The 24,955-nt window shown below is 52.8% G+C and carries 23 protein-coding genes and 3 pseudogenes; 16 read left to right on the top strand and 10 right to left on the bottom strand.

What is annotated here, in order from left to right; all coding sequences use genetic code 11:
• A partial coding sequence (locus AC2FNL_RS00005; RefSeq protein ID WP_496831594.1) for a DUF805 domain-containing protein occupies window positions 1-111 on the bottom strand: 111 nt, incomplete at its 3' end.
• A gap of 288 nt (window positions 112-399) precedes the next feature.
• On the opposite strand from AC2FNL_RS00005, the pseudogene AC2FNL_RS00010 reads away from it, so the two are divergent.
• From AC2FNL_RS00010 to AC2FNL_RS00020, 3 genes and pseudogenes are all read left to right on the top strand, one after another.
• Window positions 400-562: pseudogene (locus AC2FNL_RS00010) on the top strand (IS6 family transposase); the annotation flags it as partial.
• A 133-nt stretch (window positions 563-695) separates the two neighbouring features.
• Complete coding sequence (locus AC2FNL_RS00015) at window positions 696-1,073, top strand: SnoaL-like domain-containing protein (RefSeq protein WP_093964958.1); 378 nt, start codon at window positions 696-698, stop codon at window positions 1,071-1,073.
• A gap of 88 nt (window positions 1,074-1,161) precedes the next feature.
• On the top strand, window positions 1,162-2,007 hold the full coding sequence (locus AC2FNL_RS00020; RefSeq protein WP_170370237.1) for a universal stress protein: 846 nt from the start codon (window positions 1,162-1,164) through the stop codon (window positions 2,005-2,007).
• Between the two features lie 487 nt (window positions 2,008-2,494).
• Here the strand turns inward: AC2FNL_RS00020 and AC2FNL_RS00025 are convergent, their stop codons facing one another.
• Window positions 2,495-3,799: a ferredoxin reductase family protein gene (locus AC2FNL_RS00025; RefSeq protein ID WP_093964960.1), complete on the bottom strand. Its 1,305-nt coding sequence runs from the start codon at window positions 3,797-3,799 to the stop codon at window positions 2,495-2,497.
• A gap of 197 nt (window positions 3,800-3,996) precedes the next feature.
• Here AC2FNL_RS00025 and AC2FNL_RS00030 point away from each other — a divergent pair, with 197 nt between their 5' ends.
• Window positions 3,997-4,581: an Hsp20/alpha crystallin family protein gene (locus AC2FNL_RS00030; protein ID WP_170370239.1), complete on the top strand. Its 585-nt coding sequence runs from the start codon at window positions 3,997-3,999 to the stop codon at window positions 4,579-4,581.
• Between the two features lie 317 nt (window positions 4,582-4,898).
• Here AC2FNL_RS00030 and AC2FNL_RS00035 read toward each other — a convergent pair whose 3' ends face one another.
• Together AC2FNL_RS00035 and AC2FNL_RS00040 are read right to left on the bottom strand one after the other, a co-directional pair.
• Complete coding sequence (locus tag AC2FNL_RS00035; RefSeq protein WP_093964963.1) at window positions 4,899-6,515, bottom strand: MFS transporter; 1,617 nt, start codon at window positions 6,513-6,515, stop codon at window positions 4,899-4,901.
• A gap of 42 nt (window positions 6,516-6,557) precedes the next feature.
• Window positions 6,558-7,778 carry an APC family permease gene (locus AC2FNL_RS00040; RefSeq protein ID WP_093964964.1) on the bottom strand — a complete coding sequence of 407 codons (1,221 nt, stop codon included), beginning with the start codon at window positions 7,776-7,778 and terminating at the stop codon, window positions 6,558-6,560.
• A gap of 754 nt (window positions 7,779-8,532) precedes the next feature.
• Here AC2FNL_RS00040 and AC2FNL_RS00045 point away from each other — a divergent pair.
• The gene (locus tag AC2FNL_RS00045) at window positions 8,533-8,940 is read left to right on the top strand and encodes a c-type cytochrome (protein WP_141138522.1); all 408 of its coding nucleotides are present in this window, start codon (window positions 8,533-8,535) and stop codon (window positions 8,938-8,940) included.
• Here the strand turns inward: AC2FNL_RS00045 and AC2FNL_RS00050 are convergent, their stop codons facing one another.
• A complete protein-coding gene (locus AC2FNL_RS00050; RefSeq protein WP_170404229.1) occupies window positions 8,941-10,113 on the bottom strand; it encodes a cation:proton antiporter in 1,173 nt (390 codons plus the stop codon). It abuts the gene before it with no gap.
• Window positions 10,114-10,314: 201 nt separating this feature from the next.
• Here AC2FNL_RS00050 and AC2FNL_RS00055 point away from each other — a divergent pair, with 201 nt between their 5' ends.
• The 3 genes and pseudogenes from AC2FNL_RS00055 (at window position 10,315) to AC2FNL_RS00065 (ending at window position 12,045) form a co-directional block, all read left to right on the top strand.
• The gene (locus AC2FNL_RS00055; protein ID WP_170343047.1) at window positions 10,315-10,764 is read left to right on the top strand and encodes a phasin family protein; all 450 of its coding nucleotides are present in this window, start codon (window positions 10,315-10,317) and stop codon (window positions 10,762-10,764) included.
• Between the two features lie 57 nt (window positions 10,765-10,821).
• Window positions 10,822-11,229: pseudogene (locus AC2FNL_RS00060) on the top strand (universal stress protein).
• A 108-nt stretch (window positions 11,230-11,337) separates the two neighbouring features.
• Complete coding sequence (locus AC2FNL_RS00065) at window positions 11,338-12,045, top strand: IS6 family transposase (protein WP_496831577.1); 708 nt, start codon at window positions 11,338-11,340, stop codon at window positions 12,043-12,045.
• A 187-nt stretch (window positions 12,046-12,232) separates the two neighbouring features.
• Here AC2FNL_RS00065 and AC2FNL_RS00070 read toward each other — a convergent pair whose 3' ends face one another.
• Genes AC2FNL_RS00070 through AC2FNL_RS00090 form a run of 5 tightly spaced genes read right to left on the bottom strand, consistent with a single transcriptional unit; the run spans window position 12,233 to window position 17,039 of the window.
• Window positions 12,233-12,991 (bottom strand): SDR family NAD(P)-dependent oxidoreductase, encoded by a 759-nt coding sequence (locus AC2FNL_RS00070; RefSeq protein ID WP_093962201.1) that lies wholly within the window; start codon window positions 12,989-12,991, stop codon window positions 12,233-12,235.
• An 18-nt stretch (window positions 12,992-13,009) separates the two neighbouring features.
• Window positions 13,010-13,831 (bottom strand): ABC transporter permease, encoded by an 822-nt coding sequence (locus AC2FNL_RS00075; RefSeq protein ID WP_093962200.1) that lies wholly within the window; start codon window positions 13,829-13,831, stop codon window positions 13,010-13,012.
• Between the two features lie 7 nt (window positions 13,832-13,838).
• Entirely contained in the window at window positions 13,839-14,690 is an 852-nt protein-coding gene (locus AC2FNL_RS00080) for an ABC transporter permease (protein WP_093962199.1), read from the bottom strand.
• Window positions 14,691-14,728: 38 nt separating this feature from the next.
• Entirely contained in the window at window positions 14,729-15,892 is a 1,164-nt protein-coding gene (locus AC2FNL_RS00085) for an ABC transporter substrate-binding protein (RefSeq protein ID WP_093962198.1), read from the bottom strand.
• Window positions 15,893-15,926: 34 nt separating this feature from the next.
• Window positions 15,927-17,039: an ABC transporter ATP-binding protein gene (locus tag AC2FNL_RS00090; RefSeq protein WP_082643741.1), complete on the bottom strand. Its 1,113-nt coding sequence runs from the start codon at window positions 17,037-17,039 to the stop codon at window positions 15,927-15,929.
• A 153-nt stretch (window positions 17,040-17,192) separates the two neighbouring features.
• Between AC2FNL_RS00090 and AC2FNL_RS00095 the strand changes: the two genes are divergently transcribed.
• From AC2FNL_RS00095 to AC2FNL_RS00130, 8 genes and pseudogenes are all read left to right on the top strand, one after another.
• Complete coding sequence (locus tag AC2FNL_RS00095) at window positions 17,193-17,948, top strand: helix-turn-helix transcriptional regulator (RefSeq protein ID WP_170343062.1); 756 nt, start codon at window positions 17,193-17,195, stop codon at window positions 17,946-17,948.
• A 236-nt stretch (window positions 17,949-18,184) separates the two neighbouring features.
• Complete coding sequence (locus AC2FNL_RS00100; RefSeq protein WP_058283652.1) at window positions 18,185-18,388, top strand: hypothetical protein; 204 nt, start codon at window positions 18,185-18,187, stop codon at window positions 18,386-18,388.
• A 522-nt stretch (window positions 18,389-18,910) separates the two neighbouring features.
• Window positions 18,911-19,483, top strand: coding sequence for a carboxymuconolactone decarboxylase family protein (locus AC2FNL_RS00105; RefSeq protein WP_093964968.1), 573 nt, complete (start codon window positions 18,911-18,913; stop codon window positions 19,481-19,483).
• Between the two features lie 130 nt (window positions 19,484-19,613).
• Entirely contained in the window at window positions 19,614-20,486 is an 873-nt protein-coding gene (locus AC2FNL_RS00110; RefSeq protein WP_254429039.1) for a methyltransferase domain-containing protein, read from the top strand.
• Window positions 20,487-20,969: 483 nt separating this feature from the next.
• Window positions 20,970-21,857: a LysR family transcriptional regulator gene (locus tag AC2FNL_RS00115; protein WP_170408191.1), complete on the top strand. Its 888-nt coding sequence runs from the start codon at window positions 20,970-20,972 to the stop codon at window positions 21,855-21,857.
• 163 nt (window positions 21,858-22,020) lie between these two features.
• On the top strand, window positions 22,021-22,728 hold the full coding sequence (locus AC2FNL_RS00120) for an IS6 family transposase (protein WP_093964989.1): 708 nt from the start codon (window positions 22,021-22,023) through the stop codon (window positions 22,726-22,728).
• A 120-nt stretch (window positions 22,729-22,848) separates the two neighbouring features.
• Window positions 22,849-23,070: pseudogene (locus AC2FNL_RS00125) on the top strand (integrase core domain-containing protein); the annotation flags it as partial.
• A 305-nt stretch (window positions 23,071-23,375) separates the two neighbouring features.
• Entirely contained in the window at window positions 23,376-24,950 is a 1,575-nt protein-coding gene (locus AC2FNL_RS00130; protein ID WP_093964990.1) for an ABC transporter substrate-binding protein, read from the top strand.
• Window positions 24,951-24,955 lie beyond the last annotated feature (5 nt).

A 24,955-nucleotide genomic window follows, 5' to 3' on the forward strand; every position in this document is an offset into this window, starting at 1 on the left:
GCTGACGAGGACCACGAACAACACAAACCACCAGTACTCTGACCGCGCCGCGCGCCCGGAAAAAACGAAGTATTTTGTGAGGCACGTCTTTATTGCTTCAACAAAACTCATGTTTGTTCATTCCCTGAAAACGTTGCCACATATGTTCTGCCAAGAGGAAACGTAACACAAGCATTGGTCAATGGGTCATGTGTCTGTCGGAATATTGCTGCGCTGAGGCGAACGGCAGCTAGTGTCCGCAATGCAGTCGTTCAATGAATTTGGCTGAGCGACCGCATCGAGCCCGTATAGCTCATTGGCGAACGGCGCTGCAGCTGTCTCTATGGGCGGTTAGCAGACCTCCGCTACGCGGTGCCCCAACGGCTAGTCTGCGGACAAAACAACCTTTCGCGACATACGATGCAGCGGTTAAGGCGGATGCGAAGTTTGCAGAAGCTCGTCGCCGTTCACTCCTCCGTCTCCAATCACTTCAGCCTGGGGCGATCCCTTCCCAACCGAGACACCTTCAAGTTGTCACGGCGCCGCCGCTCTTGCCGAGTGGCGCGAACTTGGCGCGCTATAAGCGACATGTCTGTTGGCCTAGCTGAGACTTGTTCGAACCGGCCTCACAGTATCCATCGATATTCTTATTGATCCTTGTCAAGATTGGCGCGGGCAAGACGTGGTACTGTCAATGGAAATTCAGGGGGGGGCTCATGGAAGAGTTGATCGAAATCGGAAGATCATTCGCCCAGGCCATGCGTGAGCGCAGGGGCCTTGCAAGTGTTGATGAAATGTATGCCGAAAACGCACAGTCGATAGAGGCAGTCGTGCCTCCGGTTCGACAATTCCGCGTTTCAAAGGGGCGAGAAGCCATCAAGGGAAAAAGAGAGGATTGGTTGGCATCGCATGAAATCCAAGAACTAGAAGTGGATGGCCCCTACGTCCACCCACCCAACCGCTTTGGAGTGCGCTTCAGAGCCGAGGTCGTTCAGAAGGCCACGGGTGAGCGTATGACCCTGCGCGAGATCGCGGTGTATTCGGTGGCGGAAGGCAAGATTGTGCTGGAAGAGTTTTTCATGCTGCCGAAATAAGAAGAGCGACCAACAACACTGTCTCTTCGTAGGTTTAATCCGTGCGCACGGCCTTTGGGCGAATTGAAATTCCGGACGGAGGTCGGGAATGCAACACAAAACAGTGGCATATTATGTAGGAGTTGATGCTGACGACGCGTCGATTTTGGAATGCGCTGAAACTGCTTGTAACCACAACATTCACTTGAATTGCGTGTTGATCGCGGACTTACCCAACCTGCCGTACCTAAAGTATGGATCAAACAGGTTCGTTGAGGCGGGTCTTCCCTCAAACTGGTTGGATGTTCTTAACGGAAAAAATGCCGCCTTGAAGTCCCGCGCCACAGAAGTTGAAGCGCTTCTGGTAGGGCAAGGCGTATCTGCAAATGTAATTGCCTTTATGGGATCTGGAGCAGAGTTGAAGCATCTTGTGGCTGGCCAAGCCAATCGCTCTGATATCGCCTTTCTAGACGCTGAGTTGCGAAAAGACCCCGATTTGTTTCATAAGATCGCGTACGGAGTATTGTTCCATTCGCCGGTAGGCCTGATGATAAATGGAGATCCGTTTGCCCAACGCGACTGCATTTTTTTGGCATGGAATGATAGCCTGCCTGCGTCTAGGGTTGCGCATTTAGCTTTACCCATTCTTCTGGCGGCCAACGAAGTTGTGATTGGGTGTTTTGATTTGCCGTCGCCTGATGACGTAGAAGGTCAAGCGCCCGGAACCGACCTAGCTGGATGGCTCAGCCATCACGGTTGCACTGTGACCGTGTCGCAGTTTCGGTGCGGCGGGAATTCAATTGAACACTGCATTCAGGAACGCGCAAGAGAATTGGGGGCCGACCTCGTTGTTATGGGCGCTTACGGGCATTCCCATTTGCGTCAGTCGGTATTTGGGGGAACGACACAAGCAATGTTGGAGCAGACAAGGTTGCCAGTGCTGTTCGGGCACTGATGAAGAGAACTGGCGACTGTGATTTGCTGGTATAGGTAGCTCTATACGTTCATCGGTTAATACGGGAACAGCCAGTTGTTATTGGGTACTCGCTTGAGGTTGAAGCGTGTTTGCCCGCCCGTTTTCGCCAAGGAACTCTATCACAATTAACGTGAGTTCATCCCAGTCAGTAAACTCCCTTGCCCCTTCTCGTGGATCGATTTTTCGACCGAGCAAGACGACGCGCTGAAGAATCTCCCTCTCAAAATATCTGGATCGTTGCGGTATGCTCATGCTGTCCACGCGGAGCATGTTTATTAGGAAGTTCGTGACGGCATCCATCTCCAAGAATACCTGCCTTTTCGGCCGGCAGCCTTGAAGCTAGCCAACCCCTGGCGGTCTAGCTTTCTACCTTAAGCAAAAGGCCAAGACAGCGACGAAGATTGAAATACTGATCAACCAAACTGCGAGTTTTACTTGTTGGCGTGCGGGCAGGTTTCTGAGCAGTCTAATCATAGTCAAACCTTTCAGACAAAATCCGGTGTGACGCGGTGCCCCGCTCAATCAGATGATCTTCGACCGTGTCCATCATGGCAGGGGGGCCGCAGAGAACAAAAAGCCAGCTTTCAAATTGTTCAGAAGACAAATTGCGGTCCAACAGATGACCGTCGATCAAGCCTGTCTCTCCGGACCAATCCTCTGGCGGCTCGGATAGAACAAATACTGTTTCTTCTTTGGACAACTCCTGGCGAAAAGCAATCTGCTCCTCCACCCGGTTGCCATAGATAAGCTTGAGCTCGTACTGTGTTCCACTCAACCGTACCTGACGCACAATGCTCAACATGGGCGCGATCCCGACACCACCTGCGATCAGAACAATGCCTTTCTCAGTTCGGTGGCTGATCGATAGATTTCCGTGCGGGGCATCCAGATAGGCCGTGGTTTGCGGAGCGATCTGTCTGAGGCCGCATGTGAAATCCCCAAGCTCCTTTATCATGAATGAAACTTCGGGGCCTTCGGCTGGTGCCGAACTAATCGAGAATGGGTTCTCATGCAGCGAAAAAACACTGTGGCCGACGTTTAGCCAAGCAAATTGCCCTGCTTCGAAGTTTAGTCCGTTGTGACCATCTGGAACGACGCGCAACTCCCATTGCTTCGGTGTTAGTCGAGACACAGACGTGACGCGCCACTGTCTCTTCCTCTGACGTAAAGGGCGAACGAGATAGACATACAGCAAAGTTCCAACTGCAATACTGGTTAGGGCAAGCCAGAGATAGGTTAGTAGCGGATGCCCACCGTAGCGCCCAGCATAGACCGTGTGATGCAACAACAGGCATGCGATCACCAAGGCTCCCAGCCCGTGTAAGAGGCGCCATGTTTCGTATTTGTAATCAAGGGATTTGCGGGCAATTGCCGAGGCGACCAAAATGAACAGAAATAGATATGCGCCGATGCCCGATACCAGCGTAGAAAAGTCGGTGGAAATCGTAAGTTGGTTTGTTTCATCCCACGGGCGGCGTCCGCCCGAAGGCGTACCCTGATAGAGAAGCGGGTGTATCAGCGCAAAGCCGAGTGCTGTACGCGCCATCAACTGATGCACCCGCATGGTTACATCCATACCCAGACCGGAAGAGATGAACCTGAACCGCCCAGACAGCAGGAACTCGACTAAGATTATTGAAAAAGCCAGCATCCCAAGCCCGGACGCGAGCTCTTGATTAAATGATCGTGGTGGCCACCCCAAGGACCAAGAAAAACCCAAGGGAGCCAAGATCAGCAAAACGTAAATCAGCGCCAGATAAGGCCATTTCATACAGTTTTGCTCCACTGTGCTAAAGCTAGGCAGCTCGGGCTCATTCAAAATAAACGCTAAGCTGACCTGGGATTCCGATCAAGACTACTGAGAATGGTGTTAACTTCACCACGACGAGGCAAGTTTAGTGAACGAAGTTTCCCGTTTCTGTTCGTTCAGCCGCCGCGTTCGGTCTGGCTGATCCTGAGGTTGCATGCTTGCGCAAGATCAAGGTCCTTGACCGCTTTTCCTGTCATAATGTTGCGCGCGTGAAATCAGGCCAATGGAGGAGGCTCAAAATGTTAGAAGACAAAAAGTCCCCGCAACTTTTCACTGGAATGCATCCGCTCTCTGACAACTTTCGGCGTGAAATGGAAACCCTGATGTCGCGTTTTCTTGGGGAAGGATCACCCTTCCTGCCGATGGAAACGGCTGCGCAACGCACGGGTTTTCCGTCCCTTGATATGACGGGTGCGATTTCACCGGCAATCGATGTCCAAGAAACGGATTCTGCGATTGTCCTGACGGCTGAATTGCCGGGGCTCGAAGAAGATGATGTGGAAATTGAAATCAAGAATCGCAGGCTAATCCTGCGCGGTCAGAAGAAGATTGCGCATGATGAAACGGGCGATCTTCGTGTCAGCGAAAGAAGCTATGGCAGCTTTTCAAGAGCCATGTCGCTGCCAGATACTGTAGAAATCGACAAGATTTCAGCGACGTTCGACAAGGGCGTTCTGCATATAGAAATGCCGAAGATTGAGCCTCAGGACCCAAGCCGTAAGATCAAGGTATCGTCGAAATAGACGGTCTGGTGGCTCGATACCGTGCTTGAAAAGAGCAAAGCAGAGGGTCGATCGTGGATCGACCTTCTTAGAGTTGCGGCCTGATAAGTGTCTTTGGTTGAATCCGCGCAGGCACCGCAAGCACCTGTACAAATGTGTTTTTTGTACATTCGTACCAGGCCATGGGTTTGGCGTTTAAGCGTGGTAGGCCAGCATTGAATCGGCGGGGCGAGGTCGTTGCGATCAATGCTGCGATCCTGCCCGAGTTTGGTGGCTCAAACATCGGCGTCCCGGTTTCACATCTCAGAGCTCTGCTGAGAGAGGTTGAAAGCCAGTGATCATTCACTCGTTCGGAAGCGCGAGTTTTGAACGAAAAACACTGTGGCCAGTGGAACGATCACCGAGATCACGGCTACGGAGATCAGCAAGTATCCAAGTTGACTGTAGTCCGCGGCAGACGTGACCTCACCGGTCTCTGGATATGTGACGGCGCGTGTGACGACGTATATTTGGTTGAGGTATTTGGTGCTGAGGCTGCTCGCCGACAAAGCCATGTTTGTGAATGATGCCATCACCGCAAAAAAGGTCGCTTTCAACTGAACAGGGGCATTGCGTGCAATCCAAGCCAACATCGGGACCATGGCAATCTGTCCAAGCGGCGATTCAACAGCAGTGTCGAGGATGGCAATAAATCTTGCGTCGACAACACCACCGGTATGCGCCGCCGTCCATTCATGCACACCGTAATAGAGGGCAAGGTTGGGCAGCGCGAGCACGCCCGCCGCAATAGTCAACAGTACCACTACGTGCGCAATCGAACGGTTGGCCATGAATGGCCGCAGAACAATTAACCCGAGCAAGGCCAGCAGCGAGGTCAACAATGCCAGGATTGCCAAGAATTGCTCATCGAACCCCAGTTCATCGATTTCAAACCAAGTCAGGCCTGGTCCTGATAGCGGCACAGCACGAAACACAAAAATGATTGTCGCTGTCCCGATCAGGGCTCTGGCTTGTGCTGGTTCCAGCTCTTTCAACAGGCGCGACATAAGGTACAGGATCACCGTTAGAGAAACCGCAAAGACTGTTTCTTGCGCAAACTCGAAATCGGCGGTTCCCAACACGATGCTAAGCACAACGAATGCGAAGCCGCCCAGCAATATGGACCATTTGACTTCGGTGACTTCATCCGGCGCGTAGGGCGGGTCGCCCGATCTTATACGCTGACGCTGGATCAAGCTGTGAAGAACGACACCGCTGACGGATAACACAGGGATGGCCAGAGCTATCAGGTACACCTGGCCATAAAGCGCAAGGCGATCGGATTTTTGCAGATCCTCTGTTCCAGAGAAAATCCAGATGTTTACAGCCGCAACAGCGGCAAACCCAGAAATAATGGAAACTCTGCCCAAGGTTTGCATCGTCGTGTGCTGAGCACGGGTTTCTTCAGGCGAAAATGGTAGGCCGTGCTGGTCAACCTTCGGCACCGCCTCAACCGTCATGGCGTCGGCAACAACGTCCTGAATGGCATAGCCCGAAGGCGCCAAGAGCAAGGCAACAACATACCAGTCTTCCAGCGGCATGAAACTGGACATCTGCGCAGGTGCGGTCACGAGCCCGTACATGGTGAGCAAAGACAACGTGATCAAGGACGCGCCGAACAAGATCAGCAGGGACTTCCAGCGCCAAAACAGGTCCACGACATGACCAAGCGGCATTTTTAGTATCCACGGGATACCAGCCCAAAATGCTAGCCCTGCAACGAAAGAGGCGGATAAATCGAGGTAGTCTTTTAGGAAAAAAGCACCAACGACCGAGGTCAGGCCGGACACGCCGGCCGCAAAATAGACCATCAGTGGTGGCAGATAGGACCATTGCAGCTGCTGAACCAGATCCACAAACGTTCTATGCCACCAGGCCGAAAGTTTTGATCCTATGGAAGTTTGGTCAGTCGTCATATGCCGTGGCAGCTCGTTGAGGCCTTTGGGTCGTTGTATCAGTTAGAGAAATCCAGATCCGAAAAGCAATGCACTGGTGATCACCCCAAGGATCGGTATCACAAGAGGAACGCGGAAGTGCTTTGCGGACTCGTCCGGCTTCATCTTCAGCAGGATCAGCGAAATATTGACCAGTACAAAGACGCCGAGAACGATCTGAGACGTGCGCTCTGCCAGAATACCAAGCGGTATAGTTTGGGTCAGCAAAACGATGATCGCCACGACCAGCAAAGTAGCGATAACTGGTGTCTGAGTTGCTTTTGGGACAATCGCCAGAACCTTCGGTAAATGGTTACGGTCAGCTAGGCCGTAGATCACCCTCGAGGCCATGATCATCTGGATCAGTACTCCGTTGACTGTCGCCACAATCGCGACTGCGGAAAAGCCCTGTTTGATCACCTCGGGCGCGTTTGAAAACACAAGCGCGAGGGGGGCTGCGGATGTCGAAAGAACATCGATCGGAACAACAAGTAGAACCGTCATTGAGGTTCCTAGATACAACACGGTCGCCAAAACGAGGGTTAGTAAAATCGCTTTTGGAATCGTGCGGACCGGGTCTTTAACCTCTTCTGCCACGTTGGCCATGTCCTCGAAGCCAACAAATGCAAAGAAGGCGAGAAGTGATGCCGCGAAAATGCCTCTCCACGCGTCGAATTCAAGCGGTGGAAGCATCGAACTGATTCCGTATCCCTGCGGATCGTGAACCGACATGCCCCAGCCAATCACAAAGATAAGGCCTGCGATCTCGATGATCGTAATGACAGCCGCAACAAAGACCGACTCAGTGATCCCCCAAAGTGCGATTAAACCCATGATCAAAACGACGCTGATGGTCAAAACAGGGATCGCAAAACCGGTTAAAGCATGCAGGTATGATGCTGCGCCAATTGCAACTGCAGAGGCAGAGATAATCCCCGAAGCTGCGACCGCGAGGCCGACGAAAACCGCCATCCATCTTTTCTGAAATCCCGCTTCAACATAGGCCGCTTCACCTGCGCTGACGGGAAATCGTGTTGCGAGTTCTGCATACGAAAGCGCGGTGAGTGATACGACGAGCGCGGCTAAAACGAACGAAAACGCTGCAAACGGTCCAGCAATGTCTGCTGTCGCGCCGACTAAAACATAAATGCCCGCTCCGACCGTTACCCCAAGGCCATAAAGCGTGAGCAACGGGGTTGTAAGGGCCCGCCTGAGTTTCTGTTCGTTTGGATCAACAGAGTTCATAAGTGATTTCCGCCAACTGCCCACTCCGAACGTCGTCAGTGGCGTCCTTCTCTTTTTGTCTCGATTGGCGCAGCGGCTTAATCCTATGGTCAAAGCTGCACCGAATGCCGTGTGTCTCAACCTGGGCACATTGGGCGCCAATCAACTAACTGGGGGCTCGCCATCACTCCTGCCGAGCCCCCGTGGGTGGACTTCCACTCCTTCAAAATTCCATTCACCTTTGTGTTTACTTGGGGACAGGACGGTGAACGTAGAATATGTTGAAACATTCGAATTTTACTATGTAATTCATGTTGGTGCTTTGATTTATGTCAATCACCTCGCTGCGACGGGTCTGCGAGGCTGAACGCAACCCAACTGTCGTTTGTCGTCGGACTTAAAGGCAAAGCAAACATGTTCGATGGTTTCAGATTTAGGGTGGAAAGCAATTCGTGACGCTTTGGAACCTGTTACCAGTCTTGGGCTCGGATGGATGCGCTCAGATGGTTGCATCGCGTGCCTTATCACCTCTGACGAATTCTCAGGTATATGAATATATTGGAAGGAGAACCGTCTGCGCGCAAGGGTGGTGAGGTCAACGATGAGGTGGCGTAGTTGTAGGCCGGCAGGAATAAATTAGGCGCGTACACCAAACGCTATTCGACTGAAACGCCAATCCTCGTACAGGAGCGTCCAAAATGAGCAAGGTCAAAGTGCTTTCTTAAGGATGCCTTATAATTAGATCTTCTTCCGGGGCAGCAAATTGGAGGAGCATATGCAGATTTTTCGAGGGATTTTACTGGCACTGTTCGTCACGGGGCCCGTACTAGCGCAGGAGGTCAGCGTTGATGAGGGAAGTGATTTGTACCGGACGTATTGCTGGCAATGTCACGGTTTCGAAGCAACCGGAGACGGGCCAATGGCGGAAATGCTGGCTATTCGAACACCTGACCTTACCAAATTGGCGGGCGAGAACGGCGGTGTGTTTCCGATAGATCTTATAGCTGAACAGATTGACGGTCGTTCACAATTGCTCGCCCATGGGGGCGAAATGCCAATCTTTGGCGCGGTGTTTGAGACAGACCAACAAATCGCGGTGGCTCTGCCTAATGGGCAACCTATGATGGTAGGCCTGCCGTTGGCGAATTTGCTCGCCTTTCTTGAATCGATCCAGTCTGAATAGTTACTGACCAATCTGCTCATCTGTGTCAGCCGTTCGTCTGATTGACATGAGAGTCAACGGCGGCCCCAACACCTCGAAGGCCACAGCGCTGGCTAGAGTAAAGGCCATGATCGACGCGGCCCAATGTGGAAATTGCTCTCCGGCGACGAGGGCCATTCCTACCGCGACACCGGCCTGTGGTAACAAAGCTGGGCCGTACCAGCGGGTCTGACGGCTAGGCAGGCCGCCAAGTCTCGCTCCACAATAACCCCCGACGAGGCGGGCTACGGCGCGCAAGAATAGGAAAAGACCACCAGCCCAGCCCATCAAGCCGAAGGCTTCAATATCCAGCGTGGCGCCAGCCAGTAGGAAGAACAAAATCATGAACGGCCACTGAATGTGCTCGATCTCATGAAAAGCACGGTCGTGATGGCGGGCAAGATTCCCAATAACTGCGCCAGCAACCATGCTTGCGACAAGGAACGAAACTTCTAGCCACAACGAAAGGCCTGCTGTCAGAAACACGATTCCCACCGCTTCGGCTTGCATTGGCTCTCCCGGCTTCAAGCGACCTGTGAGGTAAGCGGATGGCACGCCTAGCGCGGAACCCAACAAAATAGCCCCTCCGAAATCCCACATCGCTGTGGTCGTGACGGTGGCCCAACCATCCGAATGACCGGCCAGAACCAAGGCGATGCTGAAAACGATCAGACCCCAAGCGTCATCAATTGCGACGACGCCCTTTAATGTCTCTGTGAAGCTGTTGGACACCCCAGATTGCTTGATCACGTCTGTCATGGCGGCCGGAGCCGTAGCCGTAGCAATTGCCGCCAGCACCAGTGCCAGCCCGAAGGGTACGCCGATTGCGGTCAATCCAGCAGACACGATAACAAGGGTTGCAACCACGATTGAAATCGAAATCGTCAGAATGGCTCTGCCATGCCGAACCAGGTTCTCGCGGGTTAAGGAACCTCCAAGAAGAAACGCGACCATCGTTAAAGCCACAATGGAAATCTCGTCGAACCACATTGCAACGTCGAGTGGGATCAAACCCATTCGGGCGTTCCCGGCGATCAGACCGAGGAAAAGCAAGGTTGTAACACGAGGAAGATGCGTTACCCGGCCAAGTTGGTCGGCCGCCAATCCGGCAAGGAAGAGGACACCTAGGGTAATCAGAAAGCCGGCAATGTGCATAGAGATCCAAGCGTTAAGTTCTTGTCTAAACTACTTTAACTCCACCCCTGCCATCTTGGAACCGATGTCGGAGAGAATGCCAATGTCCCGTGGCAGCCTAAGCCGAAGATCCTAAAAAATGGGGGATATTGATCTGTATTAAGGCGAAAGCGCGCCGCAGGTGGCACAATAGCTCATTAAGGAAATGAGGAGGAACTTTCGATGCCGACAAAGAAATCTAGCACAAATAGCCCGACCTCACTTGTGGATGTTTTCAAGCAAATGCAGCCGCCCATGTCTGGCAATCCAGCCTTCGGTGCCCAGATCGAACAATTTTGGGACGCACAAGAAAAAATGCTCGAAGAAACAGAGGCCTTTGCGCAGCATTGGTTCGAACGGCGTCATGAGGCGGTTCGGACGGCTCTACAAGCTGCACGCAAAGTGTCTTCTGCGAACCCGTCCGATCCATCGAAAGCCCTTCAGAGTATGACGGAGTGGCAGCGCCATTCGGCTGAGCGGTTGGTTGCTGACGCGCAGGAATGGTTCGAAACCGTGTCTCGTTGTGCATCTTATGTCGCTGAAACCGAAGCTGAAGCTGTTGAGAAAACAGTTGATGATGTCGTAGCCGCTACAAACAGCGCGGGGAAATCTTCAAAGTCTGAGCCTGTTTAGGGTTCGTGCCGCCGAAAAACCAAACTGAAATCATCGGAGCAGTAGATAGGAGGTCAAATGTACAAAAACATCCTGATCCCGGTTGCTCTGGACAAAGAACACGACACTCAAGCGTCGTTTAAGGCTGCGCGCCAATTGGCTGATGCCGACGCTGTTTTCACCGTTGTGCACGTCCAAGAACCTATTCCGGCATATGTGGGTTCTCAGATTCCAAGTGAAGTGCTTGCACATACGCGGCATGAGATATAGGAGAATCTGCATAACACTGCCTCTGAAATCTCAGACGCGAAGGTACAGCTCATCTCCGGGCATGCGGGTAGGGCAATTGTCGAATTCGCAAACCAGAGCGACGCCGATTGCATCGTCTTAGCTTCGCATAAGCCCGGATTCGAGGACATATTTCTAGGTTCCACTGCGAACAGAGTCGTGCATCATGCCAAGTGTTCGGTTCACGTAATTCGGTGATCCAAAGCTAGCGATGCGAGATCTCTGTGGGGTCTTGTCAGAAGAACTTGGGGTCTTGTCAGAAGAACTTGTCTTGAGGCAGGCAGGACGGTTGCGTAGCTTTTGCCCATGACCAAACCTGCCTCTTTCAAGTACTTCAAAACCAGTCCCGAGGTCATCCGCCTTGCGGTGATGCTGTACATCCGTTTCCCGCTCTCGCTTCGAAATGTCGAAGATCTGTTGCACGAGCGAGGCATCGACGTGAGCCACGAAACCGTCCGATATTGGTGGAACAGGTTTGGCCCGATGTTTGCCGCTGAGATCAGGCGGAAGCGGGTGCAGCAACTTCGTTCATACTCGAAATGGAAGTGGCACGTCGACGAGGTCTTTGTGAAAGTGAATGGCAAGCGGCATTATCTTTGGCGGGCCGTTGATCACGAAGGCGAGGTGCTGGAAGTCGTTGTCACGAAACGCCGAAACAAGGCCGCAGCACTGAAATTCCTCCGGAAATTGATGAAGCGGCACGGTTGCGCCGAAGAGATCGTCACAGATCGCTTCGCCTCCTACAAGGCGGCACTCAGAAAAGTGGGCGCGCTCGAAAAACAACAGACGGGCAGGTGGCTCAACAACCGCGTCGAGAATTCGCACCTGCCGTTTCGACGACGCGAACGCGCGATGCAGCGTTTCAGGCGCATGCGAAGTCTACAGAAATTCGCCTCCGTCCATTCCTCCGTCTACAATCACTTCAACCAGGAAAGATCGCTAGCCAGTCGAGACACCTTCAAGCTGACCCGCGCCGCCGCTCTTAGCGAGTGGCGTCAGCTTTGTTCCGGATAGGTTCGCGGTTTCCGCGGCAAACTGAGACTGGTTCGAATTCGTCTGACAGCACCCCGGCGGCTTTGTCCGCGTAGCCGACATTTACTGAATTCTGCCGAAAGTCTGCTCCGAGCCCAAAGCGGACTGAAATGTGCTCGCCAAAATGAATTGCGGCGATAGACATTCTCTTGAGCGGTCTAACCCATCACTAAATGCATTCACCGCCATCGATAACCAGGGCTTGCCCCGTCATAAAAGCGGATTCATCTGAAGCCAAATAGACGATCCCATGGCCAATCTCGTCAACTGTCGCCCATCGACTCATGGGGATCGCCTGCTCGATGTAGCTTTCCAGTTTGGCACGGCCTCCCATCTGCTTTTCGAAGCCTGCATTGAAAGGGGTGTCTACAAATCCTGGACATAGGGCATTGAAACGGATTGCATGGACAGCGTAGTCGGCTGCCATCTGCCGGACCATCGCAACAGCAGCGTGCTTTGTAGTCGCATAGGCGATCATACCCCGGTCATATTGAACCCCAGAATTGGAGGCCGTGACGATCACGCTGCCTCCACCTTGTGATTTCATATGGGCGACGGCTGCACGCGCGGCAATGAAGTGAGCGCGGACATTCAATGCCCAAGAAGCATCCATTCCATCTGGTTCCACTTCTTCCAGCGTTCCTTCGATCTGCAACCCAGCGTGAGAGTGCAACACGTCAAGCCGACCGAAGTTTTTAACTGCTTCGTCTATGGTTCTGGTAAGGGCATCGTCATCGGTCACATCAAGCTGTATGGCAGATGCTTGATTTCCCTGCGCTACGATCGCGGCCACAGTGGCTTCAGCAAGTGTTGCATCGCGATCGGTTACCACAACATGCGCACCCTCTTGTGCCATTGCCATTGAACCCGCCCGACCAATTCCTGATCCCGCGCCCGTCACGAGCGCGACCTTACCTGCAAGCCGCATGTCACTTGGCTCCTTTATTTAATTATTCGATTTTGAGGCGCCTCGGCGCAAAAGCAGCTGCGCTGCTACGAGCAACAAGAGCGACGCGCCCATAACCATAGTGCCGATGGCATTGATCTCGGGTGTTACGCCGCGCCGGATGGATGAGAATATGTAGATTGGCAGGGTTGTTTCTGAGCCAGCTACGAAGAACGCGATGATGAAATCATCAAATGAGAAAGTGAAGCTGAGCAGGAAGCCTGCCAAAATTGCCGGTGCTATCAACGGCAGGGTCACCTGTCGAAAGGTGCCCCAGGGCGTCGCAAAGAGGTCAGCCGAAGCTTCCATGAGCGCGCGGTCCATACCCGATAGCCTTGCACGTACGATGATTATGACCAGCGCCATTGTGAACATGGTGTGGGCGGCGACAAGCGTGGGCATCCCCATGGAAAGTTGCGGGGGATTTGCTCCATCGGGCCATAGGCTTGCAAGAAGCGGGTTTAGCCAGCCGAATACGGTGACCAGGGCAATGAGTGTCGCGATGCCGATGACGATACCGGGTATCATTATCGCAATATAAATCATCGCATCAAACAAAGTTCGGAGCCATCCCTTAACCCCTTGTAAAGCGATGGCCGCCATGGTTCCGAGAGTGGATGCGAGGCAAGCAGTTATTAATGCCGCAAGCAGACTGGTCTCGAGCGCGTCCATTACAAATGGGTTGTTCAGCGCTCTACCATACCATTGGGTCGAGAACCCCATGAACTGGCTTGCGTGTCGTCCGGCATTAAAGCTGAAAAGCGCGATGATGCCGATTGGAATATAGAGAAAAAGGTAGACGCAAATCGCGTATAAGCGCATCGGACCCTCACATCAGCGAGACATCTTCGCGCTGGCCACCCAGGCGCGAGATGAATTTCATGTAAATTGAGACAGTGACAAGCATTACGACAACCAGAGTCATTGCGACCGCCGATCCGTACGCCCAGTTCCGAGACTGCAGGAACAGGTCCACCAGCGCATTTCCGACGAAAAAGACCTTTCCGCCGCCCAAGATCGCTGGGATCAGAAACTCGCCCATCAGCAAGATGAAGACCAGCATGCAGCCAGTTGCGATACCAGGTACCGACAAAGGAAGTGTCACCTGACGGAACGTACGCCATGGGGTAGAGCCGAGATCAGCCGATGCTTCCAGAAGGCGTTTATCCAGTTTGTCTAAGCTTACAAAAATCGGGAAAACCATCAGAGGTAGATACCCATAGACAATCCCGACAAGCACAGCGAACGGCGTATTTATCAGGCGGATATCATCGATGCCGATCGACTCCAGTAAAGCGGGCAAGCCACGCCCCCCAAGGATGAAAATCCAAGCGTATGACCGGATCAGGATCGATGTCCAGAACGGCACGATCACTAGGATCAACAGCGAAGTTCTCCACTTTGGTGAACAACGCACTGCAAGAAAGTAGGCGAGCGGGTAGGCAATTACCAACGCAGCGATAGTCCCCAGAGGTGCAAGGATCAAAGTGTTCTTAAACGCCGTCCATCGCGCAGGAAGGTTGGCATATTGTTCCAACGTGAACGCTGGAACGTAGCCTCCGGCGGCCCCCCGTTCGCCAAAGGAAAAGACGAAGACGACCAGCAGAGGAAGGGCTAGCATTACCAAAAGCCATATTCCTGCTGGAGCCAGCAACAGTGCTTTTCTGCCTCGTTCGGTCATTTTGTCCTCGTCTTTTCCGATATTGGCGGCCTTGCCGCTTAGGCCGACTTGAAGCGGGCGAGCAACTCGGCACGGTTTGGATCGGTTAGTGTAGCCGCCGCGCCGAACTCGAGTGCATTCAGAAGGTCAGCTGCCGGATAAAGGATCGGATCTTCCAGTAGTTCCTTCGGCAGCAACGCATTGGTGCGAGCATCAGCCGATGGATAGCCGTGGGCGAGGACTTCTTTCGCATTAACTTCCGGGTTCAGCAGGAAGTCGATCAAGGCATAAGCGGCATCCATATGGGGTGCGCCCTTAGGAATAGCGTAGTAGTCGGACCAGAGTTCACCGCCCTCAGTTCCCAGAACGTAGGCGATTTCAGGCATGTCGACATTCATCTGCTTGCCGTCACCTGTCCAGCACATCGTCATCCAGGCGTCACCGTTACGCATCGGTGGCTGATAATCCGACGAGATTGCAAACAGATGCGGTTTGGCATCCAGTAACAATTTCTCGGCATCCGCCAGTTCCTTCTCATCGACCGAGTTGAAGGAGTAGCCGAAGTATTTCAGGGCATTACCGATGGTGGTGAGTTGGTAATCATGCACCATTGTCCGGCCTGAGTAACCTTCCATAGTAAGGTCCCAGAACTCTTTCCATGTGGTTGGAGTCGGAGCGCCGTCAAGCTTGCTGGTGTTCACTGCAAAGCCAGTCGTGCCCCAGTTTTTTGGGACCGCGTAAAGCTGGCCATCGACAGAACCGGCATCGGAAAAGCGCTGTTCGAATGAACCTGCGTCGTAGTTTGGCAGTTTGGACGTATCGAGCGGGATGATCAGATCTTCACCCACATACGTAGTGATCGTGTAGTTGGTTGGAACGAAAACGTCCCAGCCAGACCCTCCAGCCTGTAGTTTTGCCAACATCTCTTCATTCGAGCCAAAAACATTGACCTGAACATGGGCGCCAGTGGCTTCCGTGAAGGCTTCGAAGTTCATCTCGTCATGGTAGTTCGGCCATGTGGCGAGGATCACTCGGTCGCCAATGTCCCCGGCAGCAAATGCCGGGCGTGGACGCAACCCAGGAATGGCCGTACCCAGAACGGCCGTTGCCATCCCAAGACCTGTCACGCCTAAGAAATGTCGCCGTGTAACCGAACCCTTTTGGTACCGGCGAAGCTCTTCCATGAACTTTTGCTTGGAAATAGTCCCATTATCCTTGGTCATTGTGAACCTCTCTGTTGTTGGATTGCGGGATTTGTTATTTTTCCAGGATCAGCAGTGCGCCTTCGCCCCATGAAACAAAGGCCTGCTCTCCTGCATTGAACGTCCCCTCGTTCAATTCCGCTTGCCTTGGCACAAGTACATGGAAATCACCCAGTGCTTCGTTGCGCGCAAGGTATTCTGTGTGCTCCCCAAGGAAGATCCGATTTTGAATGGTAACTGGCAGAGCGATTTCAGCTGTGGGTAGCGCGCGGGTCAGCGTGATCTGTTCAGGACGGATACTAACGCACACTTCCTGCCCTGCATCTATTGGAATCTCCGGAGTTCCGTGCACCTTTTGGCCACTCGCTAAACGCACAGTGATTTGGTCGGCTGCTGAGTCAGTCACAGTTGCATCAAAGAAATTTGAGGTGCCTACAAATCCAGCCACGTAGCGGCTGCGGGGCATGTCATAGAGTTCGCGTGGGCTGCCAACCTGCACAATACTGCCGCCTTCCATCACACAAATTCGGTCGGACATTGAAAGCGCTTCTTCTTGGTCGTGCGTGACGAGGACAAAAGTTATCCCTAGTTGTCGTTGCAGGTTCTGCAGTTCAAACTGCATTTCTTTTCGAAGCTTTCGATCCAGAGCAGCCATTGGTTCATCAAGCAGCAAAAGCTTGGGCTCGTTTACGATCGCACGCGCCAAAGCGACGCGTTGCTGCTGACCACCAGACATCTCCCAGATGCGACGTGGGCCAAACCCACCAAGACGGACAGTTTCCAGCGCTTGCTCAACCTTTGTCGCGATTGTTTGTTTGTCTACGCGTGGTCGTTGTTGGCGCAGGCCGTACGCGATGTTGTCGAACACGCTTAGGTGAGGAAAAAGAGCATAGTGCTGAAACACCATGTTGACTGGGCGATGGTGCGCATCCAAGTCGTTGACGACTTCTCCATCGAGCAACACCTGACCTTCGGTTGGCTTCTCGAAACCTGCCAACATTCTAAGCGCAGTGGTTTTGCCGCAACCAGATGGGCCTAAGAACGACAGGAACTCTCCTTTCCCAATGGAAAGATTCAGGTCTTTGGCGGCGACCACATTCCCGAAGGTCTTGGTCACTCCTCGGAGTTCCGCAATCGTCTGCATGGTGACGCTCATGTCAAAGCTCATATACTGCCGTTTTCCTTTTGCTTGATTTTTTGGCATTTGTTGGCATACCACTCAAACAAGGAAAAAGTAACAATAACTCGGAATAACTGTATATACCACAATTGGGGTATAGAGGTGCTTTTCGAAAATCTGGAGCGGCGTGTGTACGATTGGATGGAAGAGGCCGGCAGGGTCGTGGAGAAGATCGGAACCCCAGAATTTCCATGTGCTTTGGCAGATGGCTTACGGCAGGTCGCACCATTTGATTTTACGGTGGTGTTTGGCCATGTTGGAACCGAAGCACCAATAGACCTTCACGACGATTTCCCCAAAAGCAAACGGCGTATTTTTGTTGAGGATTACCAAGCCGGGCCCTACGTACTTGATCCATTTTTTTTGGCCGCGACAAAACCAATAACACCGGGTCTGTACCGCATGCGCGATATCGCACCGGACAGGTTCTATCAGGGCGAATACTATCGCAGCTATTACAAAAGGACTGGGTTAGCAGAGGAGATTGGCTACTTTATCGATATCCCAGGCGCTGGGATGGTTGTGGTCTCGCTCATGCGAGCAGAGAAGCCTTTTTCCGCCAAGGAAATTCGTCATTTGCACGCTCTATGGCCGCTCGTTCGGGCAGCCTGTTGCAAACATTGGAGTGACTTTCCAACGATGGCCCGCGGCGCCGCAGCGAATGGCGTTAGTCGTCGCGTTGATCTAGCATTCCAGGCATTTGGCGATGGCGTTCTGACGCCACGAGAACGAGAAGTCGTTGAGTTCACATTGAAGGGCCATTCGGCAGAAGCTGTTGGCACAATTCTCGGCATCTCTCCAGGCACAGTCCGCATCCACAGACGCAACATTTACGCGAAACTTAGGATCAACTCGCAGGGTGAGCTTTTTTCAAAGTTCATTGAAAAGGCGCTTTAAAAGGTTCCTTGAACACCCACTTTATCCGTTTTGCCGACCTTGCTACCTTGTGACCCGGAAAACACCAAACATTTGGACGGCACTGTCTGATAGCCAAGGAACGCAAAGGGAGAGGGTTGGGACGCCCGGGACCCATGTTGGGCTAAATTAATACCCGAAAACGCTTTCGGGCCATTGTCTATCTAACCGGATCAGCCGTTTTAAAAATGGCGTCAAGATACGAAAGGCAAAATTTCGTGGACGCACCAGTTATCCAGTTGATTTTTATGCTCATCTTGCTGGTTGTCGTGATCTGGCTTTATATCCTGCCGATCACGATGGCAGGGCGGCGCAACCGATCCGGTTTGATCTGGTTCCTGATCGGTCTGGTTGGATCACCTCTTTTGGCTATTCTTTTGCTGCTGGCTCTAGGTGACGCACCCGAACAACCAACAACCTAATTTTGGGACGATACCATCTGACACTCAAAAGGGCTTAACCGGAAGGTATCTGGACGCTCGTGAGCCATAACGTCCTGCTCAGCATGCAATAAGGGTGCCAATTGAGACACTATACTTCCGGAAGTGAAGACAACAAATCCTTCTCACTCTCCACAACCGTGTACTGTAAACTTAAGGTCGGCCGATTTGATTGGAGAACCACAGACCGCTTCGTCCGCGTAGCGGTCACTCAGACAGAACCCGGCAAACGGCTGCTCTGAGCCCAAAGTAACCAATGCTGCTTTCTGCACGAACGTCAATACTGCGCAGAATGCTGACTTTGCAAATTTACGAGAACGGCTCAAATGAAATTGCCTTTAACCAAGCAGCAACAAGTTGGGGGTGTCGTCTGGCAAACTTACCGTTCGCAGTATCCCAACAGAATCTCTGAGCGGAACCCGAAATTGCTTTAAGGTTGCGTAAACAACGTTGGTTCCTCACTTTGAGAAAACGTAATCCATAGCAAGATTGAAAGAGAATTAAATGAAACGCCTGTTTCCATCTCTGCCGGAGAACGCGACACTTGGAAGTGTCTATCAAGCCTTTCCAGATAAACTTTCTCCGCTTTGTGCGTACGAAAGCCTTGTGATGAGGGGCGAGAGCGACCTCTCGGTCGCTGAACGTGAACTCATTGCGGCCTATGTCTCGGGATTGAATGCTTGTGCGTATTGCCATGGGGCGCACATCGTTTTCGCCAAAGCCTACGGTATTGAAGTCGAGACAATCGAGGCACTGATGGAAGACCGCGATACGGCGCCCGTCGAGGATCACCTCAAACCGTTGCTGGCATACATTGAAAAGCTCACTGTCTCACCATCCCGAATGACAGAAGCCGACGCTAGAGCAGTCTACGCGGCAGGCTGGTCGGAGAGTGCGCTGTTCGATGCTATCCAAGTTTGCGGTGTCTTTAATCTCGTGAACCGCTTCATAGAAGGAACAGGTGTCCAAAGCCCTGGCACCGACCCAAGAGAAGCGGACGAAGCCACTTTAAACCGATGCCGCAGTGACAGCTTCTATACCGATTTCGGACGAGAGAACGGCCTCGACATCCCTTGAATTGATGTTGTTCTAACGTTCGAAACGCCACGAAAAGCTGGTCCGATAGAGCGGCAGATGCGTCCTTCGCTCTCGGGGTTAAATCATTCGTCGGATCAAGTCGGCGCATTCATTTATTGTTGGTGGATCCATGTTCAAGCCTCAACGATCCGTCCTGCTTTTCGTAGATAACTCAATTTCTGATAAGGTTTTGGGGGCATGTGGGCTTTGTAAGGGTGGAGAGTTGCTTAAATTTGACGCTGAAACAACGAAATTACTTGAAATCGCCTATCAAGGCGCAGAACTGACGCGGCGAAGACAGGCTTCATTTGATGCGCTGTGCCCGGCTCCTGGTGAAACTATTTTGGACATCGGTTGTGGCAACGGGATGTTAACAGTTGAGTTGGCCCGGGCAGTTGGCTCGGATGGCTATGTCATCGGGATCGACCCAAGCGCTGACATGACGGCAGCTGCTAGAGAACGGTGCAGCGACTACGCAAACGTGGAGTTTCGTGCTGGTGCCGCAAATAGCTTGCCCATTGAGGATGAGAGTGCTGACAAGGCCGTCTCGGTACAGGTCTTTGAGTACATCGAAGACGTAGACGGTGCGTTGGCTGACACGCTGCGGTGCGTCAAACCCGGCGGGCGCCTCGTCATCAGCGATCTACACTTTGGCAGCTTGATCTGGTTCAGCGATGAGCCCGACAGAATGCAAAAGATGCTGACATCCTGGAACCAGCACTTTGTGAGTGGTTCCGTCCCGGAAAGACTGCCCGCGCTGATAAAGGCTCGCGGCGACCGTGTGGAAGATGTCTTGTCGTTCACAATGACGGATCACCAGTTGAAGCCTGATGGCCTCGCAATCATGATGATGCACCTCATGAAGCAATACACTGTCGCAAATGACCATGTTGATCCCGCAGTTGCGCAATCGTGGTTTGATGAGCAGCTCAGCCTTGCAAGGACTGGACGCTTCTTCTTTTCGATGACCCAATTTGTTGTCGTGGTGCGCAAAAAGGGGTGATTGAGCTAAGTAAATCGGCCTGGGTTCTTTCGCGGGCTTCATGAAAGTCTCGTATTGGTACTTACTCAATGGCTACAACACAGGTGCGTGGCTGCCACTTCCAGCTTGCAGCTGCATTTGGCGTGATCTAATCGCCTTATTCGGCCGATTGTCACCAAGTGTCGTCAGAACCTTCCTGGATAAAGACTCACCATGTTCTGCACGTCAAGCTCACTCGAAAACGCATCGGGATTACTCCAGATCACGTCATTAATATAGTCGCGTTCAGCGTGAAAATCGTCAGCTGTAGGCCGCGGCTTCCGGGCTTCGGGGAAGCCTCTCTTGGTCCTACCGAACAGTCCACCAAATACGGTCCAGATGCTGGGTGACATTGTATGGGAAGCCATCTCATGGTCCTTTCCGAGTTGCTTGCGCTGTCGCAACAACAGTAACTGTTCACCTGTTTTTCTGGTATCCGGCACAAAATTGTGCTGTTCTACAAAAATGAAGAACGGGTTCCGAAATTGGTCGGATATTCGTGTGTTCCTCTCTGTCTTGAGAGAAGGATCGACGCTTGCGGCCTCCAGAAAGCTAAAGGTCTCCCAACCAACGGTCGCCCGACGCATTGATGTTCTCGAAAGAGAAACAGGCTTGACGCTGTTTGAGCGTGGTACGCACGGGTTCAAACCGACCCCAGAAGCCCTTCGCCTCGTTCCCCTCGCCGAAGCAATCGAGGCTTCAGTCCTCGAATTTACCGATTGCGCGAAGGAATTGACGTCGACACAACCCATCCGTATCACCGCTTATTCGGCAAACTTCTCCGCACGCATGATCGAAATCGTAAACGAGTTTTCCGCCGACAATCAGGATGTCGCATTCGAGTTTTTGTCCAGCGTTCGGGCGCTGGACCTGATGGCGGGCGAGGCCGACATTGCTTTGCGCCTTGCAAGAACCGATCCCGATCCTGACCTGATCTGTCGTAAGATCAGCACGGCCCGCTGGTCTTTGTTCGGCAGCAAAAATTACGCGGACAAATTTGGCTTACCGGGGTCAACGAATGATCTGGCCGGGCATCAGTTTGTTACCTTTCAGCGGGACGATGTACCGAATGTATTCCACGAATGGTTGACCAATCACGTGGCACCGGAACAGATCGTTATGTCTTTCACTGAACTCGAGCTTATGCATGCGGCAATCAGATCAGGGCAAGGCCTTGGTATCAGCAATGTCAAGCTGGTGGAAACGGACATGTCTTTCATCCGATGTTTCGACGAAATCCCTGAACTTGCGGTGCCGCACCTAATGCTCATTTCGCCGGAAGCCTATCGTCGGCCAGAGGTTAAAGCCTTCGTTAAGTTCTTCGCACCTCGCTATGCGGCAATCTACAAGTAGTTATTTAGGCAAAAAGGATTGAGAACACGCGAACAAACTAGTTTGCATGTACGCCACGACCGCAGCAATAGAAGCCTTATGTGGCGAGCCCAAGGATACTCTTGAAGGTGTTGTCAGAAGGAATTTGGTTGAGGCGGGCAGGGCGGTTTCGTAGCCTCTGGCCATGCCCAAGTGTGATCCATTCAAATACTTTCATAGCAGCCCGGAAATTATCCGCTTGGCGGTCATGATGTACGTTCGTTTCCCTTTGTCGCTGCGGAATGTCGAAGATCTGCTGCACGAGCGCGGTATTGATGTAAGTCACGAGACGATCCGTTTCTGGTGGAACAGATTTGGTCCGATGTTCGCGTCAGAAATCCGGCGTCGGCGGGCGGAAAGACTGCGATCCGGGCGGCAATGGCAGTGGCATGTCGACGAGGTTTTCGTGAAGATCAACGGCGAACGTCACTACATGTGGCGCGCTGTTGATCACGAAGGCGAAGTTCTGGAAGCCGTGGTCACGAAACGTCGAAACAAGCGAGCCGCTCTGAAATTCCTCAGAAAATTGATGCGGCGCTACGGTCGGCCGGAAGTTCTGGTGACGGACCGCCTCCCTTCGTACGGTGCGGCGTTGCGGGAGGTTGGAGCGGCCGATCTGCAGCATACAGGCCGTTGGTTGAACAATCGGGTTGAGAATTCGCACCTGCCATTCCGACGAAGAGAACGGGCCATGCAGCGCTTCCGGCGCATGCGAAGTTTGCAGAAGTTCGCCGCCGTTCATTCCTCCGTTTACAACCATTTCAACCAGGAGCGCCACCTCTACACCCGCGAAAACTTCAAGCTGATCCGCAACGCCGCTCTCGCCGAGTGGCGTAAGCTCTGTTCCGCCTAAGTTCCCGTGGTTATTGGGAAACTGAGACTGGTTAGAATCTGTCTGACAGCACCATTTACGCCCCAAAACTCCCTAAACTGTGGAACCGGGAAACTTTTTCACGGTAACAGGGAAGCTCTGCGCCGGAGCTGGGTCGACAACCGGATGATCGAACGGCTGTGGCGGTCGCTGAAATACGAATGCGTTTTCCTGAACGCGTTTGAGACCGGCTCAGAGGCACGGGAGGGAAACGGGCGCTGGATCGACTATTGCAACGCTGATCGGCCCCACTCGACCCACGGCATCTTGACCCCGAACGAGGCTTATGTGACCAAACCTGAACCCAAGAAAATGGCAACCTGAAACGAAACCAAGATCCACCTTAATCTAGGCTGCAAACTGGTCAAAAAAGTAGAACCACCTCTGCTTGATTATTGCGGTTTGTGTTCCTCTCGTCTGAGTAATAGACACTTGATGCGGTGTTTTTTGGGAGAGTGGCTGTCTTCCGGAAGTCCCGTGTCGCTTGTGTTTAGCAAATCAACATCGAGTTGAAAGATTGACATGCATTCGCAGTTGGTATGCTATCCGCAACCATAACGTTAACAGAAATTTGCGACACAGTATCGTGAATTCAATGCGGTTAAACGACTGCAATATGGGAGAAAATAATGAAAAATCCAATACTCGTACTGACGCTTTTGATGACGACGACGTCTTTGGCCAGTGCCGAAACTCTGCGTTGGGCGCGCTCGGGGGATGCGCTGACGCTTGACCCGCATTCGCAGAACGAGGGGCCAACGCATACCGTGCGCCACCAGATGTATGAACCTCTGATCATTCGCGATACGAGCGGTGCTTTTGAGCCTGCGCTTGCGACTGATTGGGCCCCCAGCGAGAGCGATCCGAATGTCTGGGTGTTCAACCTGCGTCAGGGCGTGAAATTCCATGACGGCGCCGATTTCACCGCAGAAGACGTGGTGTTCAGCATTAACCGTGCGAAGCAGCCGAACTCGGACATGAAAGAACTGATCAATTCGATTGTCGAGGTACGCGCTGTCGACGACCACACGATCGAGATCGAGACGGACGGTCCGAACCCCATTCTGCCTGCGAACCTCACCGACCTGTTCATCATGGACAAAGGCTGGACCGAGGCGAATAACGCGGTCAACGTTCAGGATTTTGAAGGCGGTGAGATCACCTTTGCGACCGTCAATGTGAATGGAACCGGCCCCTACAAACTGGTCAGCCGCGAACCGGACGTCAAAACGGTGATGGAGCGGAACGAGGATTATTGGGGTCGTGATCAGTTCCCGATGGCGATCAGCGAAATCATCTATACACCGATCCAGAATGACGCGACCCGCGTTGCGGCGATGTTGTCGGGCGAGGTGAACTTCCTTCAGGATATGCCGGTGCAGGACCTGGACCGGGTGAATGCCGTCGACGGTTTGGTCGTCAAACAAGCGCCGCAAAACCGGGTAATCTTCTTTGGTATGAACCAGGGCGCGGACGACATCGAGGCGGATAACGTCGATGGCAAGAACCCTCTTGCTGACGTCCGTGTTCGTCGGGCCATGTCCAAAGCGATCAATCGAGATGCCATCCAACAGGTGGTCATGCGCGGTCAGTCGCAACCTGCCGGGATGATCGCCCCGCCGTTCGTGAACGGCTGGACTGCCGAGATGGACAGTGAAAGCGGAACGGACGTTGAAGGTGCAAAGGCGCTTTTGGCCGAAGCGGGATATCCGGACGGTTTCTCAATCCGGCTGGATTGTCCCAACGACCGGTACATCAATGACGAAGGGATCTGTCAGGCCGCTGTAGGGATGCTGGGTCAGATTGGCATCACTGTGAATCTGGATGCCAAACCGAAAGCACAGCATTTCCCGCTGATCACGGACGGAAAGACCGATTTCTACATGCTGGGCTGGGGCGTTCCGACGTATGACTCGGAATACATCTTCAACTTCCTGGTCCATGGCCGTGAAAGCGACATTGGAACATGGAACGGCACCGGGTATGACAATGATGAGTTGGATGCCAAGATCAAGTCGCTGGCCTCGAACACGGATCTCGTCGCGCGAGATCAAGCGATCGCCGAGATATGGCGCGTGGTGCAGGATGAACAGCTGTATATTCCGATCCACCATCAAGTGTTGAACTGGGGTATGGCTGAAAACCTGGACATCAACGTTGATCCTGAAGATCAGCCTATGGTCAAGCATTTTGGCCTGAACTAAGAAAC

It is taken from the genome of Ruegeria sp. CRTD044 (assembly GCF_059613485.1).

Coding starts and splice junctions, on each gene's coding strand:
- AC2FNL_RS00015 (WP_093964958.1), top strand. CDS start 696: ATGGAAGAGTTGATCGAAATCGGAAGATCATTCGCCCAGGCCATGCGT.
- AC2FNL_RS00020 (WP_170370237.1), top strand. CDS start 1,162: ATGCAACACAAAACAGTGGCATATTATGTAGGAGTTGATGCTGACGAC.
- AC2FNL_RS00025 (WP_093964960.1), bottom strand. CDS start 3,799: ATGAAATGGCCTTATCTGGCGCTGATTTACGTTTTGCTGATCTTGGCT.
- AC2FNL_RS00035 (WP_093964963.1), bottom strand. CDS start 6,515: ATGACGACTGACCAAACTTCCATAGGATCAAAACTTTCGGCCTGGTGG.
- AC2FNL_RS00040 (WP_093964964.1), bottom strand. CDS start 7,778: ATGAACTCTGTTGATCCAAACGAACAGAAACTCAGGCGGGCCCTTACA.
- AC2FNL_RS00045 (WP_141138522.1), top strand. CDS start 8,533: ATGCAGATTTTTCGAGGGATTTTACTGGCACTGTTCGTCACGGGGCCC.
- AC2FNL_RS00050 (WP_170404229.1), bottom strand. CDS start 10,113: ATGCACATTGCCGGCTTTCTGATTACCCTAGGTGTCCTCTTCCTTGCC.
- AC2FNL_RS00055 (WP_170343047.1), top strand. CDS start 10,315: ATGCCGACAAAGAAATCTAGCACAAATAGCCCGACCTCACTTGTGGAT.
- AC2FNL_RS00065 (WP_496831577.1), top strand. CDS start 11,338: ATGACCAAACCTGCCTCTTTCAAGTACTTCAAAACCAGTCCCGAGGTC.
- AC2FNL_RS00070 (WP_093962201.1), bottom strand. CDS start 12,991: ATGCGGCTTGCAGGTAAGGTCGCGCTCGTGACGGGCGCGGGATCAGGA.
- AC2FNL_RS00075 (WP_093962200.1), bottom strand. CDS start 13,831: ATGCGCTTATACGCGATTTGCGTCTACCTTTTTCTCTATATTCCAATC.
- AC2FNL_RS00080 (WP_093962199.1), bottom strand. CDS start 14,690: ATGACCGAACGAGGCAGAAAAGCACTGTTGCTGGCTCCAGCAGGAATA.
- AC2FNL_RS00085 (WP_093962198.1), bottom strand. CDS start 15,892: ATGACCAAGGATAATGGGACTATTTCCAAGCAAAAGTTCATGGAAGAG.
- AC2FNL_RS00090 (WP_082643741.1), bottom strand. CDS start 17,039: ATGAGCTTTGACATGAGCGTCACCATGCAGACGATTGCGGAACTCCGA.
- AC2FNL_RS00095 (WP_170343062.1), top strand. CDS start 17,193: ATGGAAGAGGCCGGCAGGGTCGTGGAGAAGATCGGAACCCCAGAATTT.
- AC2FNL_RS00105 (WP_093964968.1), top strand. CDS start 18,911: ATGAAACGCCTGTTTCCATCTCTGCCGGAGAACGCGACACTTGGAAGT.
- AC2FNL_RS00110 (WP_254429039.1), top strand. CDS start 19,614: ATGTTCAAGCCTCAACGATCCGTCCTGCTTTTCGTAGATAACTCAATT.
- AC2FNL_RS00115 (WP_170408191.1), top strand. CDS start 20,970: ATGAAGAACGGGTTCCGAAATTGGTCGGATATTCGTGTGTTCCTCTCT.
- AC2FNL_RS00120 (WP_093964989.1), top strand. CDS start 22,021: ATGCCCAAGTGTGATCCATTCAAATACTTTCATAGCAGCCCGGAAATT.
- AC2FNL_RS00130 (WP_093964990.1), top strand. CDS start 23,376: ATGAAAAATCCAATACTCGTACTGACGCTTTTGATGACGACGACGTCT.